The following is a 14,924-nucleotide window of genomic DNA, read 5'->3' as shown; positions in this document are numbered from 1 at the left end:
CTCCGAGGACTTTGCATGAGCAATTAGGGTCCTTCATAGGGCATGAGGCGACGCGAAATATTTGGGGACGATTTGGGGACGAAACCAGCCATATCAAACCGCTAAAACGTGCCTAAATCTGCCGATTTGGAGACACTTTGCAGAGTCGCAATTTGCGTCACAACCTCCTTAAAATAAGAAGGAAAGAATGGAGGCGGAGGCGGGAATCGAACCCACTAATGGTGGTTTTGCAAACCACTGCCTTACCGGTTGGCTACTCCGCCTTTGATGCACACCGGGGAGCCACTCCGTAGGGACTCGTCCTGCGGCTGTCAATCCCCGGATTTTGTAGCCCGGATTTTCTGGCCGCAGCTGCTTGCTTTTCCACCCAAGCGGGACGACCGGTTAGACGGGACCGATGGCATCCGGCCACCGGCTCCTGAACCCCAAAACCCTTACGACCATGTTGCACTGGAGCCTTGTTTTTCTGGTGGTTGCGCTCATCGCGGGTGTGCTCGGCCTCACTGGCATCGCGGGCATGTCCGCCCAGATCGCGTGGATCCTTTTCGTGATCTTCCTGATCCTGTGGCTGGTGTCCTTTGTGATGCGCGGCGCGCGGAAGCTATGACCGCGCTCCGCTCACTTTTCGAGCGAGCCCTGCCATTCCCACAGTTCGTTGAGCAGCAGACGCTCGATCTGCTGCATCGCCCGGGTCAGCGCGCTGGCACAGTTGGCAGCGGCGACCTGCGGGCGAAGGCGGATGAGTTCTTCCACGAGCTGGCGATAGAGCGAGGCCCGGCGCTTGAACTCGAATACCGAGATCATCGCGAGACACCATGCCGCCACGCCGGGCAGCACGGTGGTGAGGAAAATGAGCCAGATGCCTGCGGGTGATGTGGGCTTTGTTCCCATGAACGCCCCGGCCACGGCGACCCCGCCCAGCACCATGGACAGCAGCGCGCTGACCCAGAACAGGGTACCGAAGATCTTCATCTTTGCCGCGGCTTTTTCACCCTTGGATTTCAGGTAACCGATCTGGCCGTCCACCCGCTCACGGAGGTAATGGTCACGTGCGGCCTCCCAGTCGCCGCGATGACGGATGAGATGCATGGCGGCGGTACGGAGCAATGCTTCCTCACGACCGAAAAGCTCGATCGCGGGCGGGCGCAGGGGGCTTCCGGGCTGGTGGCTGGCGAGCAGCGACCGGAGCAGCTCCGCTCCCACACGATCTCTGATCCAGCGCTCCTTCCAGCGCAGGCGGCCTCCCACCCAGGGCAGGATGGCGGCGATCAGGACGAGAATGAACTTCACCAGTGCGCCGACTGGGGCCGCCAGTGCTGCCACGACGAAGATCGCCTGGAAAATGGTGGCCAGATGATTCAACGACATTGACCATGCGGAGAACCTCCGCGAACGGGGCGCGCTGGAGGACGCGCGCTCATCGAGTTTTTCGAACCATTCCGAGACCTCGGTGATGGCGGGAAGCCCGGCGAAAGCAGGATCGGCCTTGGCCGCAGGCGGCTCAACGTCCCAGCGGGCTTCGAGAGTGTCCGCGGAAATAAGGCGGGCGGGAATCCGCCGCTCCCGGGTTTCAATTACGGTTTCTCCCGTACCTCCGAGACCGCGCGGCGCCTTGCCATCCCACAAGAAGAGCATGCGTTCCGCGATATCGAGGCTTTCGCGTGCCACCACGTGGTAGGCGGCGGGGGCTTCCTCGCCGCCGGGAGATACCTCGCACCACCAGGCGGCATCCATCAGCTTGCAGGCTCGCTGCCACTCCGCCTCGTCGTCGAAATCTTCATGGAAGCGCTCGCGTGGAAACGGCAGCAGTACCACGGTGCGGATGCCCGCCTCACCGCAGGCCTCCAGGAAAAGAAGATCCGCTCCGGCGGCGGCGCTGGAGATGCCCACCAGCTCGCCATCGATGGAACTGCGGACGACTTCCAGTTCACGGGCGATCGCTGCCTTGGCGCCTGCGGGATCAGGCACGGCCCGGTGACCGGCGAAGCCGACAAACCACAAGCGGCGGATGAAGGATGGCGTGTCAGACATCGTCGAAATGTGCGAGGTTCACGGTCGCTTCCGCATGGCGCGCGCCGTGTTCGGCGAGGAAGTCCATGAGTTCCAGGTTGTCGAGGGTGAAGCCCTTTTCGGTGTAGCGGGCGGCGGCGGCGAGATCATCGTCGTCGAAGGTGCGGTCGTAGCGGGCGTAGAGAAACTTCGCGCCATCGTGTGGCCGGATCAGGTCGCCCAGTTCGCCATCGATGGGCGAGCCATGGCGGCATTCACCGGCCACGCGGCAGAGCAGGTCCTGGTATTGCTGGAAGGAACCAATCAGCGAGGCGGGCAGGTTCTTGGCTTGCGCCAGCACATCCACGAAAAGCTTGTCGCCACGACCGGTCCGGACCTTGCCGGTGCCTACGGAAACGACACTCATGCGGTCGATGCCCGCCGCCCAGCCGAGGCGATACTCCGGCAGCGTGGCCATGAGATGCATGAGGTGTGCGGGATTGTTGAAAGGGGTCACGCCGCCGTCCTCAAAGGCGAAGGTGAGCGGTTCGCCGTGCTCGCCTTTCACCTCCAGCACTTCGGGCGGGAAAAAGGTCGGCGCGGCGGTGCTTGCCCGGACGAGCTGCCACAGCGGAATCTGGAGATTGCAGCCGGGCGAGACGGGATCGTTGTACTTTGCCAGCGGATTGTTCGAGAGCGGCCAGGCTGAGCCGGTGGAAGCATTTCGCGCCACCAACAGAAACAGGGTTTTCAGTTTCCGGGTGCCGAGCGTGGCGGGCGCACCATCGTCCTCCACGAAGAACGAGCGCAGGAATTCCGAGAGACCCTCCGCCACGAAGCGGTGGCTGGTGAAACGCTGCGCCCAGCCCGCCTTGCGGAACATGGCCACGGCGTTTTCGCGATAGAGGCCCACGATGTCATCCACCGGCAGGCCCCAGGACAGGAATGCAGCGATGATCGCACCGGTGCTGGTGCCACCGATGTAGTGGAAATGATCCGCCAGCACGAGGTCCGGGCGACCATGTTTCTCACGCAGCAGGGTCTCGATGCGCTTCGCGATTTGCAGAGCAAAAAGGCCGCGGATACCGCCACCATCGAAAGACAACAGGCGCGCGCGCGGCGCGGGCTGGAGCACGCGTGGATCAGTGGCAGCAGGGGAGGGAATGGGGGCGGACACGCCGGACATCCCATTCAAGCTAATGCGGCCTCTCCACCACGGACAAGGCAAAGGGCGTTCGGTTGGAAACCTCCCGGGCTTTTCCAACGATCTGCAATTCGCACGGTCGTCACATCGGGGCACGAATGGCACGCGTCGTGCCGATATACATTCAACATCCCGCCTTCCGCATGCAGGCCTCCAGAAAGACCACCCTTGGCAATCGCCGGGAAAAGCGTATCCATGGAACCATGCTCCCCAACCGTATCGCGGCTCTCTACGCGGGGCTCGCCGGCGTATCGATGGCGCTCGCCGCCGGTCCTGCGGAGATGGTCCAGCAACCGGGTAGCGAAGCCCGGCATGAGATGAAAGCAGCCGCCGCCCATGCGGACAATCACGAGTTGCTGTTCATCGGAGACGGCGCGATCGCCGCCTTGGAGACCGGCCCGTTCCGTGAGGTCTGGGACCGCTTTTTCGATGCCCGGCATTCGCTCGATCTAGGATATGAAGGCAGCCGCACCGCCAATATCCTCTGGAATCTCCGGCACGGCGAACTCGACGGCCAGACACCGAAGGCGGTGGTCCTTTTGACCGGAGGCGACGATTCCGCCGATCCGACCCGGACGCCGGATGAGATCGCCGCCGGAGTCTCCGCCATCGTGCAACTACTGCACGAAAAATGTCCGGACACGAAGATCCTGCTGCTACGCCCACTGCCGCGCACCGACAGCGACCGGGATGAGGCCACGCACAAACGCTCCGCCACCGACCTCCGCGCCGGTGAACTGGTGGCGAAGCTGGCCGATGACGAAAAAGTCTTCTTCCTCGATACCAACCACGTCTTTTACAAGCTCGATGGCTCGCTGGAAACCGTGTTGCTACCCGAGTCCGGAAAGCCCTCACCAGAGGGCGCGATGGAGATCGCCCGGGAGATGGAACCGGTGCTGGCATCCATGCTGGGCGAGCAACCGAAGGAACCCCTCTCCTCGAACAGCGCCATCGTGCCGGTGTCAAAGCTGGAGAAAGACGGCTACGACTGGTGGGAACGCCATCGCGCGATCCTGAAGCTGGCGGACGACTTGAAGCCGGAGATCGTCTTGATCGGAGATTCCATCACCCACTTCTGGGACGGCGCGCCGCAGTCCGAGCAGATGAAGCCGCGCGGCCCCCAATCGTTCGAGCAGACTTTCTCGGGCAAGCGGGTGATCAATCTCGGCTATGGCTGGGACCGTACCCAGAATGTCCTGTGGCGGCTCGACCACAGCGAGCTGGATGGCATCCACGCGCAGTGGGTGGTGATCAACATCGGCAGCAACAACTTCGCGGGCACGCCGAACGCGCGGGTCAACACACCTGCGGAAATCGCCGATGGCATCCGCGAAATCGTACTGCGGGTGCGGGCGAAGTCGCCAGGCTCGAAAATCATCATCACCGGCGTGTTCCCCTTCGGCCGCGATCCGGACGCCTCGAAGCGCGATCCGGTCAACGAACTGAACAAACTGCTGGCGGACACCTATCGGGATATCCCGGGCATCCGCTTCATCGATGTGAACTCGGAGTTGCTCCAGCCGGATGGCACCCTGTCCGCGGAGATCATGCCGGATGGCGTCCACCCGGCCGAGAAGGGCTACAAGATCTGGGGCGAGGCTCTGGCGAAAGCGATGCAGTGAGTCGTTTCCGGCTTGAAAGGGCGGGAGGCGCGGAGTCGTCTTTACGCCATGTCATTTCGTTCGATTGCCGTGTTGTCGCTGATGGTCTCCGGGGCCGTCGTCCATGCCCAGGATGCTCCCGGTTCCCCGGTGTACCCCGTTCCGCAGCGGGGGATGGAAAAACGCCACCAGCAGAAGGTGGAGCAGATCCGTGCGAAGAAATACGACCTGCTGATGATCGGCGACTCGATCACCCACAACCTCGAGCTGCCCGCCTACAAGGAGATCTGGGACAAGTTCTACGGCTCGCGGAATGCGATCGACCTCGGCTACAGCGGCGGCCGCACCGAGAACACATTGTGGAATCTCCAGAACGGCGAGCTGCAGGGCCAGTCGCCCAAGGCCATCACCCTGCTGATCGGCACGAACAACACCGACGATGCGAACTACCCGGTGGTCCACACCCCGGAGCAGGTTGTCGAAGGCGTCACCGCCATCGTGAAGCTGCTGCGCGAAAAGTGCCCTCAATCAAAGATCCTGCTGCTGCGCATCTTTCCGCGCACGAATGTTTACAAGAAACCGGACGGCAGCGAACGCGGCAGTTCGGAGAAACGCTTCGCCGCGAACCTGCGTGCCGGGGAACTGATGGCGAAGCTCGCGGACAACAAGAACGTGTTCTTCCTGGATGTGAACCACGTGTTCCTGAAGCCGGACGGCACGGTCGATCCGAAGCTGGTGCCGGATCTCCTCCATCCCGGCCCGGCGGGTGCGCTGCTGTGGGCGCAGGCGATGGAGCCGACGCTTTCCACCCTGATGGGTGACTCACCGAAGGAAGCCGCGCCTGCGAACAACTCGGTGGTGCCGGTGTCCAAGCTGGAGAGCGATTCCTACGACTGGTTCAAGCGTCACGAGGAGGTGATGAAGGCCAAGGAGGGCCTTGATCCGCAGGTGGTGCTCATCGGCGACTCGATCACCCACTTCTGGGGCGGCATCCCGCAGAGCGCGGGCGCGAAGCCACGCGGTCCACTGTCGTGGGACAAGGCCTTCGCCGGCAAGAAAGCACTCAATCTCGGCTACGGCTGGGATCGTGCCCAGAACGTCCTGTGGCGGCTCGACCATGGCGAGTTCGACGGCCTGCATCCGGAACGTGTGGTGATCAACATCGGCACCAACAATTTCTCCGGCACCAATCACGCCCGCGCCAATACCCCGGCGGAAGTGGCGGAAGGCATCCGCGAAATCATCCTGCGCGTTCGTTCCAAATCGCCGTCCTCGAAGATCGTGCTGATGGGCGTGTTCCCGCGCGACAAGGCTCCGGACTCACCACGCCGCAAGCTCATCGGCGATCTCAACTCCCTGTTGAAAAACGAGTGGTCGAACGTGCCTGGAGTGACCTTCCTCGACATCGGGCCGAAGTTTCTCCAGCCGGATGGAACGCTGCCGGTGGACCTGATGTCGGACGGCACGCATCCCACCGAGAAAGGCTACGCCATCTGGGCGGATGCCTTGCTCGGACTCTGACCTGCATCGGCGGCGGGGCTTTATTTACCCTGCCTTTACGGACAGCGGCACGGCGGCACGGTATCCATGAGGTGTGATGAAAACACACCTCATGCTCCTCTCCGCAGCCACCATGCTGCTGACTGCTCCGCTTCACGGCCGCGAAAACGGCCCTGCCAACGAGCCGGAAGTCGATTCCGCTCCGGCCAAAAACCGCGTCCAGATCGCCCTGCTGCTCGATACCTCGAACAGCATGGACGGTCTCATCGACCAGGCGAAGACCCAGCTCTGGAAGGTCGTCAACACCTTCACCGATGCGAAGCGCGACGGCGAGGCACCTCGGGTCGAAGTGGCCCTCTACGAATACGGCAACAACCACCTGAGCGTGGACAACCAATGGGTCCGCCAGGTCCAGCCGCTGAGCTCCGACCTCGATTCAATCAGCAAGGCGCTGTTCTCGCTGAAGACCTACGGCGGCGAGGAATACTGCGGCGCGGTCATCCGGCGTTCGCTTTCCGATCTGCGCTGGGATGACTCGAAGGACACCTACAAGGTGATCTTCATCGCTGGCAACGAACCCTTCACCCAGGGTCCGGTCGATGCACGCAAGGCCTGCAAGGACGCACTCGCGAAAGGAGTGACCATCAACACCATCCACTGCGGCAGCCGTGAGGAAGGCATGACGGGTGCGTGGCACGATGGTGCGGCGCTGGGTGGCGGGAAGTACATGGCCATCAACCAGGACCGTGCGGTCGTCAACATTCCCGCTCCGCAGGACAAGGAGATCTCCGATCTCGGCATCGAGCTGAACAAAACCTACCTCGGGTATGGCAAGGATCGCGCTGCCGGATCCGCCCGCCAGCAGGAAGCGGACAAGGATGCATCCGCGAACGCGAAGGCCGGTGCGGGTGTCAACCGCGCCGTCACCAAGGCCGGTGGCAACTACCGCAATGCCACGTGGGATCTTGTCGATGCGGCCAGGGATAAGAAAGTCGATCCGGCGAAGCTCGCCGAAGCCGAGCTGCCGGAAGCGATGCGCGGCATGAAGCCTGAAGACCGCGCGGCCTACATCGAAAAGGCCGCGAAAGAACGCGCGGCGATCCAGGAAAAGATCGTCACCCTCAACCGTGAACGCGAAGCCTTCGTGGCGGAGGAAATGAAAAAGCAGGCGGCGAAGAGCGATCAGACGCTCGACGAGGCCCTGGTCGAAACCACCCGTGAACAAGCATCGGCCCGCGGCTACACCTTCGCCAAGTGATTCCCATGAAAACATCCCCCGGCCGCTTCCTCTTGTTTCTCGCCATCCTCCCCTGCCTGTCCATGGCGGCATATGGGGAGGATCTTTCCCACTTCCGCCGTGCCGAGATCCCTCGCAGCGAAGCCCGGCTGTCCGAACTGGCCGGCGTGCGGGAATTCCGGTGCGACTATGAATTGGGACGTGCGATCCAAGGCACCCTATTGATCGCGGAGCGATACAAGGATGGAGCCTGCATCGGACGATTCCGCCTCGCGCGTGCCAAGTACGATACATCCCGGAACCACCGGACCGGTATCATTTCCCTCGGCTGGCAGCGGGATGCCGAGCGCCTCGTGTCCGTCCATGACAATGGGGATATGTACAGTCCATGGACCGCCCGTGCGGTTTTTCCCGGTTTCAAGCCGATGGACGCCTGCTACTTCACGAATTCAAAGCCCGAGGCCCGGAAGCCGGAGAGACAGGGCGGACTTGGCTTCGAGCTGTATCCCGTCATGGCCATCTGCGGCGAAAGGAACCGGCAGATCCGCTATCCGGAATCACCCGACACCCGGTCGTTCCTGGCCGCCTGTGGTGAGGCCGGAGCCAGCGAGGCGGTGATCATCTATCTATATTTCAGCCCCAGTGACGAAGAACCTTCCGCTGGATTCTCCAATTCCTGAATCCCATCCCCATTCCGTATCGATCATGAAAACCATTGCCATTTTGACGCTTCTTCCGGCGCTGCTCTGCGCCGAAACATCCTCCACTCCGGCGCAGCAACAGAAGGCGGAGCCGAATCCACGCATCGACTATCCCGGCTTCGTCCAAACCGCGACCGATCTGCAGAAGGTCCGCGAGGCCAACCGCGTCAGCGAGGACGATTTCCTCCGCATGATGGGCGAGTCCGGCACCGTGGTGCTGGATGCGCGCAGCAAGGCGAGGTTCGATGAAATGCACGTGAAGGGCGCGCTCCATCTCGACCTCACCGACTTCAACGCGCCCGCGTTGGAAAAACTGATCCCGGACAAGACCACCCGCATCCTGATCTACTGCAACAACAACTTCAAAGGCGCGGAACGCCCCTTCCCCGCGAAGGCGGTGCAGGTGGCGCTCAATGTCCAGACCTTCATCAACCTCCACACCTACGGCTACCGGAACGTGAAGGAACTGGCGCCCCTGATCGAAATCTCCAAGGTGAAGCTGCCGATGGAAGGAACCACCGTCACGAAATGAAGCCCGCCTTGCCCCTGCCATGGTTCCGCGTGTATCAAGGAAACTGACATGGCCGAAACCACCATCCTGGTCGTAGAGGACGATCCCGCCGTGCGCCGCGGGATCGTCGACGTGCTGGAGTACGCCGGATATCGTACTTTGGAGGCACCCGACGGCCACGCCGGCATGGACCTGGCGCTGCGCGCGAACTACCGGCTGGCCCTGCTCGATCTGGTGATGCCCGGTCCTTCCGGTTTCGACATCCTCGAGGCGCTGCGGAAGAAACGTCCCGGCCAGGCCGTGATCATCCTCTCCGCACGCGGCGAGGAAAACGACCGCGTCCGCGGCCTGACCACCGGCGCGGACGACTACGTGGTGAAACCTTTCAGCATGAAGGAGCTTCTCGCCCGCGTGGATGCGGTGCTGCGCCGCACCTGCGAACGCGCGGCTCCCGCCAGCGAAAGTCCGATCCCCGGCGGCACCGCCGATTTCACCGCACGCAAGCTCACCTTCCACGATGGCCGCAGCGAGGAACTTTCCGAGCGCGAGGCGGACCTGTTGCGCTATCTGGTGGAGTCCCGGGGCCGTCTCGTCACGCGCGAGGAAATCCTGCGCCAGCTCTGGGGACTCGATCCGGACCGCACCGAGACCCGCACCATCGACATGCACATCATGCATCTCCGCGCGAAACTCGGCGACAAGGACCAGACCCTCCTCACCACGGTGCGCGGCAAGGGCTACCGCTTCCACACCTCCGATCAGGCATGAAGGCGACCGGCAGTTCATGGTGCAACTGGGCGGCGCTCGCGGTGTGCGCGGCGCTGGTGCTGGGCGCGATGACCTGGCTGACGCGCAACGTCCTCTCCTCCGAACACGAACGTTCGAACGCGGAGGCCCGTGCCGATCTCCAGGAGCGGATGCGGCTCGCGCTTTGGCGCATGGACGCCGCGGGCACGGCCATCATCGTGGACGAAAGCCAGCGGCCCGTGGGCGAAACCAACCTGCCGGCGGAACCCGCGGACAGCCCGGTGCGGATGCGCTTCGAACTTTCCGAGAATGGCAGCCTCTCGGCCCGCATGGGCGAATCCCGCCTGCCCGAACTCAAACGCCTCCTCCGCGACACCAGCGAGGGCCGCGTGGTCTTCACCGCCCTCTGCGGATCGATCGAACTCAGCAACAGCAACTGGGAAGCAACCAAGAAGGAGCCCGACTACGCACAGCAGCAACAAAAGGAGCAGGTCTTCCAGCGCGACAGCGCTCCCGCCCAGGCTGCGTCCAACGAGAAGGAACTGTCCTTGCGCAGCAAAGCCGTGGACACCCAGGTCACGAAGGCGCAGAGCCGGGCCGGAGGAGACTACAAGAATGCGAACCCCGGTGCTGTGAAGCCGCCGGTGGCGCCCCCCATCCCGCCGGCACTTCCGGGGGGGAATGGCGGCGGGCGGATTCTCCGCGACGCCGGGCCGCTGCGGCCGTCTTGGATCGGCGGGCAGTTGTTCCTGCTCCGCAAGGTGGCGTGGGAAGGCACTCCGCCAAGCGGCGGCAAAACCATCGAAGGCGTGTGGCTGGATCCCCTCGCCTTACAGCAGTCCTTGCTGGAGGAGATCCGCGATCTGCTGCCGATGGCCAGGCTGGCACCCGCTGTCGGGATCTCTTCGGATGCGATGGTGCTCGCCTCGTTCCCATTCCGCCTCGAAACCGGTGAGAAGCCCTCGCCCGCCGCGGTGCCCCGGCCGATCGTCATTTCACTGGCTGCAGGTTGGGCAGCAGCGATTCTCGCGATCCTGGCGGCCTCGCTGCTGGTCCGCGGCATCGTGCGCCTCAGCGAGCGCCGGGCGTCCTTTGTCTCCGCCGTGACCCACGAGTTGCGCACGCCGCTCACCACCTTCCGCCTCTATTCCGACATGCTGGAAGCCGGCGCGGTGAAGGAGGAGAAGCGCGCCGACTACCTGCACGTGCTCACCCGCGAGGCCGACCGCCTCTCCCACCTCGTCGAAAACGTTCTCGCCTTTTCACGCATCGAGCGAGGCAGCGCCCGCGCGATGGTGAAGCAGATCACCGCACGCGAGTTGCTGGAACCCATGCGCGAACGCTTCGCCTCGCGCTTGGATTCCGCAGGCATGACGCTCCACATGGATCTGGAAACCGAGGCCGCTTCACGACTGCTCAAGGTGGATACCGCCGCCGTGGAGCACATCCTCTTCAACCTTGTGGACAATGCCGCGAAGTACGCGGGCAAAGGCTCGCTCGCGATGCGCGTGGAACCCCTGCCAAACGGCGTGGCCATCCGTGTCAGCGATCAGGGACCGGGCATCCCGGCCAGCGAGCACAAGCGCATCTTCCGCGCCTTCCACAAATCCGCACGCGATGCCGCGGAGACCCGCCCCGGCGTGGGTCTGGGCTTGGCGCTTTCCCGGCGCCTCGCGCGGTCGATGGGCGGCGATCTGAATTGCGATGCGACTGCTACCAATGGCGCATCGTTCGTGCTCAGTCTTCCATCCTGAAGCGTAGCCGAAGTCGTGAGACTTCGGGCGGGGTGGATGCACTCCGATCCCAAGGCTTCGCCTTTGCGGTGGATCAAGGAAGACTGGATTCCGCAGGGGATTCGGAAATCCATCCAACCTGAAGTCTTACGACTCCAGCTACAAAACAAACGGGCCGGCGGAGGATGCTCCGGTGGCCCGATGTGAGTGAGTGGCAACAGCGTCAGTTGTCTTTGTCCTTGTCCTTCCTGCGGTCATTGCCGCGGCGCTGGGGCACACCGTCACCGGCTGGATTCACCGCCGGGCCTTTGGGCACCACCTGCTTGGGCTGCGGCTGGACCTTGGGTTGAGGGGTTGGCATCACCTTGGGTTCAGGACGTGGAACCACCTTCGGCTCCGGCTTGGGCATGACCTTCGGTTCCGGTTTTGGAACGATCTTCCGCTCGGGCTCTGGCACCTCGCGGCGCGGCGTGTCCTGGGGCACCACCTTGCGCGGTTCGACCTGCTTTTTCTCCGGCTCTTCGCGCGGCATCACCTTCTTCGGTTCAACTTTCGGAGTCTTCTCCGGATCGACGCGGGGCGTTCTGTCCGGAACTCCCTGCGGGGCCTCGTTCGGAGTCGCCTTGCGGCGTGGGATGGTTTCGTTGCCCGGTTCCTTCGGCTGCTGGTCGTTGCCTTTCGGCCGGATGCCTTTGCCTTCCCGCGGATCATTGGGAAGGTCGGTCTTGGGACCGGGCTTGCCGCGTTCATCCATCGCGGTGTCATCGCCTTTGCGATCCGGTCCACGGGTGTCGGGAACTCCCCCCGGCATGGCTTTCGGATCGATCTTCCTCATCGGCGGCAATTTCGGCGGAGCTTCTCCCTTCGCGAGCTTGTCAGCCGCACGACCGAAGATGGGCGAGCGCTCGAACTTGGTCTTTTCAACCGTCGTGCGTTTCGGTGCTTCGGCACCGGCACCCTTCGTCACACCCTCCAGCTTCCGCCGATCAGCGGCGAATTTCACCATCTCCTGTTTCTGCGCGAGGAAGCGCTCCTTGTCCGGTGCGGCGAGAGGTTTGAAGCGCTGCGGGCCTTTCGCATCCTTCGTGTATTGCGAGAAGGGTTTCACGAAGGCCATGGCGCGCGCGTCCTTCGCATCGGGATTCCGTGCGAGAGCCTGCAAGGCTCCCCACGTGCGCGGCGGGCGGGCGTTCTCATTGTCGCGGCGGAACAGGAAATCCGCCTCACGCTGTCTCAGCCAGTTCCGGTCCTTCCGGTTCTGCCAGATCTCCTTGGCGAAGATCGGATCGAAGCCGCGGCGACGGTCGGAATAGTAGGCATAGGGTGCGTAGAAGCCGCTGTCCCTGTAACGGGGGGCATAGTAGTCACCGTAGTAGTAGTGGCAGTAGTTCGGGCGTAGGAACAAATGCTCCGCGAATACGACCAGGCTGATCACCGTAACCGGCGAGTACACGAAGCCCGGACGCGAATAATAGTCCGGTGCGAAACGCACCGGCGCGAACAACACCCCGCGGCGCGGCACATCATAGTCCCAGTAACCGGGCACGAAGACATAGCCGTGCGGTGTCCAACTGTAGTGGGCCGGCATCCACGTCCAATCCGGCTGCGCGGCCTGCCAGTAGCCGGGACTCCAGGCATAACGGTCCTCCTGATAAACCCAGCTGCCGGGCGTCCACACCTGGTCACTGGACGAGGCCTCCACACTCGGACCGTTCTCCAGACTCGCGGGCGGCTCCGGCAGATAAGCGACCTCCTCCGTCTGCGCATCCGACCAATACCCGGAGACCCATTGGTACCCGGCATCAATGGGATTCCAGTAACCGGGCACCCACTGGCGGCCCGGCGGCAGATTGCGCCAGATGCCGCTGATCCAGATGAAGTCCGAGCCCTCATCCTCCCATCCCCAATAGCCGGGGATCCAGGAGACGTTGTTGCCGACGAGCTGCTGGTCCGGCGGCACTTCCTCGATGTTCGCGGGCGGCTCCTTCTTCACGATGATACCGGCGACCGGATTGTAGCTCACCGTTTCGGCAAAGGCCTCGTGGACGGGGCCGCGGGTCAGGGTTTCCGCGCCTTCCTGCTGTGGCTGCTGGTCCTCTTCGGCGGGGATCGCCCGCGCCTCCTGGAGCGTGGTGAGCGAACCACACAGCGCCCACGCGCCGAGGGTTCCCCACATCGGAATTTGTTTCAGATTCATGGCGCCGTCCTTTCTTCGGGATGGATGGTTCCGGAAATGCGGGCTGCTGGTGGGTGCCCCTGAACTGAAACGCTACGCGACCTTCCACGGGATGCAACATGCGGCGAAGGGGTGATTTGCCCGATGCCGCATTGCGGTTCGCACGAATTCCCGAAACGCAAAATATCTCCTGAAGAACCGTGAATAATCCGAACCACGTTTTCGTTCCATCTGGTGTCATGAAAACGACTCAAATGATCGGCGCCCTTGTCGCCGCGACCCTTTCCACCACCTCCCTGGCCCAGGCCGACTGGTACGGTTCCCATGACGGCGACCGCGGCTCCTACTATGGTCCTCGTAGTGGTGGCTACGTGGAGGTGGACTACCGTGGTGGCCGTGGCGGCTACGACCACGACCGCGGCTACGGTGGCGGCGACCGTGGTGGATATGGCGGCGGCTACGGCGGAAGCTACCATCGCCGCCCGATGAGCCTCGAAGCCCGCGCGCAGCTCCGCCTCCGCAGCATGGGCTACTACCGCGGCCCCATCGACGGTGACTTCGGCTACGGCTCGCGCCGCGCCCTCGCCCGCTTCCAGCGCGACCACCGCCTGCGCATCACCGGCTGGCTCGACTGGTCGACCCGCCGCGCGCTGGGACTGTGAATGAACGTGGCGGCGGATTTCATCCGCCATATGCCTCCATACTCAAAAACCAAAAGGCGTTCCCACCCGGGAACGCCTTTTGGTTTCTTGAAGGACACCGCTTCATTCCAGCCTCTCCCGTGTGATCCGAAAATCCACTTCGGCTTTTTGGGCCGAAACTTCACCGGAACTCTCATTGGGAGACCACGCCTCCATCGTTCCTCTCATACGGGTTTCGATATCCATCAAATCATCCAACGCATGCAGGATTTCTCCCCTGAGGTCGTATGACGTCAGGTATCCCACCGCATCCGCGATTCCTTGGAATTGAAAACGAGCCTCAAGCTTGGCACAACGCCTGCCTGCATGATCCTCCACTCCTCTGAACGTGGTCTCCATCACGCCTGAGACATAACTGGCCGGTTCGTTGAAGAACACCGCGGGATTGTGGGTGGACCAACCATCTCCGACGCTCCGGGGCACCGTTCCATAGGCGTGTGAATCCCAACCTCTGGACCAGTCATAGGCCAGTGCCGCAAGCCAGGCCCGGTCCCGCGGAGATGGATCCAGGCCTTCGGGAATCTGCTCATGCCATTTCCCTTCCGCGCGGATGAAGTGGAGCGGGATGCCTTGGAGTGTCGGGCGGATGGAAGGCTGTTTCACGTTCTCAACACTGCCCATGTCCTCGCGTAACAGTTCGCCGACCAGAAGATCCGCAGTTCGAAATTCCCACCGGATGTCCCGATGCTGGACCCATGTCGATGACGCGCTTCCTTTCCCCGGGAAGGTCATCGTCATTTCCAAGCGCTCGATGAACCGTGTGCCCGCGGGATAGCCGTTGTCCGCACGCGCCAATACATGGCTGGCCGCAGGAGGTGTCGGAG

13 protein-coding genes and 1 tRNA gene are annotated in these 14,924 nt (G+C 62.9%); 9 read left to right on the top strand and 5 right to left on the bottom strand.

Annotated features, from left to right (window positions below; translation table 11 throughout):
* Positions 1-188: 188 nt before the first annotated feature.
* Positions 189-263: transfer RNA gene (locus tag KBB96_RS17085), tRNA-Cys, on the bottom strand.
* Positions 264-442: 179 nt separating this feature from the next.
* On the opposite strand from KBB96_RS17085, the gene KBB96_RS17080 reads away from it, so the two are divergent.
* A complete protein-coding gene (locus tag KBB96_RS17080; RefSeq protein ID WP_211630705.1) occupies positions 443-607 on the top strand; it encodes a DUF1328 domain-containing protein in 165 nt (54 codons plus the stop codon).
* A gap of 11 nt (positions 608-618) precedes the next feature.
* Here KBB96_RS17080 and KBB96_RS17075 read toward each other — a convergent pair whose 3' ends face one another.
* Both KBB96_RS17075 and KBB96_RS17070 read right to left on the bottom strand, forming a co-directional pair.
* On the bottom strand, positions 619-2,031 hold the full coding sequence (locus KBB96_RS17075) for an SLATT domain-containing protein (RefSeq protein ID WP_211630704.1): 1,413 nt from the start codon (positions 2,029-2,031) through the stop codon (positions 619-621).
* Positions 2,024-3,166, bottom strand: a complete 1,143-nt coding sequence (locus tag KBB96_RS17070; RefSeq protein ID WP_211630703.1) for a patatin-like phospholipase family protein — start codon at positions 3,164-3,166, stop codon at positions 2,024-2,026. The genes KBB96_RS17075 and KBB96_RS17070 overlap by 8 nt, the downstream gene beginning before the upstream one ends.
* A 230-nt stretch (positions 3,167-3,396) precedes the next feature.
* Here KBB96_RS17070 and KBB96_RS17065 point away from each other — a divergent pair, with 230 nt between their 5' ends.
* The 7 genes from KBB96_RS17065 to KBB96_RS17035 all read left to right on the top strand — a co-directional run bounded on the left by KBB96_RS17065 (position 3,397) and on the right by KBB96_RS17035 (position 11,244).
* A complete protein-coding gene (locus tag KBB96_RS17065; RefSeq protein WP_211630702.1) occupies positions 3,397-4,815 on the top strand; it encodes a GDSL-type esterase/lipase family protein in 1,419 nt (472 codons plus the stop codon).
* Positions 4,816-4,863: 48 nt separating this feature from the next.
* Positions 4,864-6,315, top strand: coding sequence for a GDSL-type esterase/lipase family protein (locus KBB96_RS17060; RefSeq protein ID WP_211630701.1), 1,452 nt, complete (start codon positions 4,864-4,866; stop codon positions 6,313-6,315).
* A 76-nt stretch (positions 6,316-6,391) separates the two neighbouring features.
* Positions 6,392-7,552: a vWA domain-containing protein gene (locus tag KBB96_RS17055; RefSeq protein ID WP_211630700.1), complete on the top strand. Its 1,161-nt coding sequence runs from the start codon at positions 6,392-6,394 to the stop codon at positions 7,550-7,552.
* 5 nt (positions 7,553-7,557) lie between these two features.
* Positions 7,558-8,211, top strand: a complete 654-nt coding sequence (locus KBB96_RS17050) for a hypothetical protein (protein WP_211630699.1) — start codon at positions 7,558-7,560, stop codon at positions 8,209-8,211.
* A gap of 25 nt (positions 8,212-8,236) precedes the next feature.
* Positions 8,237-8,764 carry a rhodanese-like domain-containing protein gene (locus tag KBB96_RS17045; RefSeq protein WP_211630698.1) on the top strand — a complete coding sequence of 176 codons (528 nt, stop codon included), beginning with the start codon at positions 8,237-8,239 and terminating at the stop codon, positions 8,762-8,764.
* 48 nt (positions 8,765-8,812) lie between these two features.
* Positions 8,813-9,511 (top strand): response regulator transcription factor, encoded by a 699-nt coding sequence (locus tag KBB96_RS17040; protein WP_211630697.1) that lies wholly within the window; start codon positions 8,813-8,815, stop codon positions 9,509-9,511.
* Positions 9,508-11,244: a sensor histidine kinase gene (locus tag KBB96_RS17035; RefSeq protein WP_211630696.1), complete on the top strand. Its 1,737-nt coding sequence runs from the start codon at positions 9,508-9,510 to the stop codon at positions 11,242-11,244. The genes KBB96_RS17040 and KBB96_RS17035 overlap by 4 nt, the downstream gene beginning before the upstream one ends.
* A 202-nt stretch (positions 11,245-11,446) precedes the next feature.
* Here KBB96_RS17035 and KBB96_RS17030 read toward each other — a convergent pair whose 3' ends face one another.
* Positions 11,447-13,420, bottom strand: coding sequence for a YXWGXW repeat-containing protein (locus KBB96_RS17030; protein ID WP_211630695.1), 1,974 nt, complete (start codon positions 13,418-13,420; stop codon positions 11,447-11,449).
* A gap of 218 nt (positions 13,421-13,638) precedes the next feature.
* On the opposite strand from KBB96_RS17030, the gene KBB96_RS17025 reads away from it, so the two are divergent.
* Positions 13,639-14,061 (top strand): peptidoglycan-binding domain-containing protein, encoded by a 423-nt coding sequence (locus KBB96_RS17025; protein ID WP_211630694.1) that lies wholly within the window; start codon positions 13,639-13,641, stop codon positions 14,059-14,061.
* 102 nt (positions 14,062-14,163) lie between these two features.
* Here the strand turns inward: KBB96_RS17025 and KBB96_RS17020 are convergent, their stop codons facing one another.
* Positions 14,164-14,838: a hypothetical protein gene (locus KBB96_RS17020; protein ID WP_211630693.1), complete on the bottom strand. Its 675-nt coding sequence runs from the start codon at positions 14,836-14,838 to the stop codon at positions 14,164-14,166.
* Positions 14,839-14,924: the final 86 nt, after the last annotated feature.

The sequence above is a fragment of the Luteolibacter ambystomatis genome (assembly GCF_018137965.1).
Taxonomy (GTDB): Bacteria; Verrucomicrobiota; Verrucomicrobiia; order Verrucomicrobiales; family Akkermansiaceae; genus Luteolibacter; species Luteolibacter ambystomatis.
Note: the sequence above shows the minus strand (reverse complement) of the source record. Positions and strands in the feature narration are given on the sequence as shown.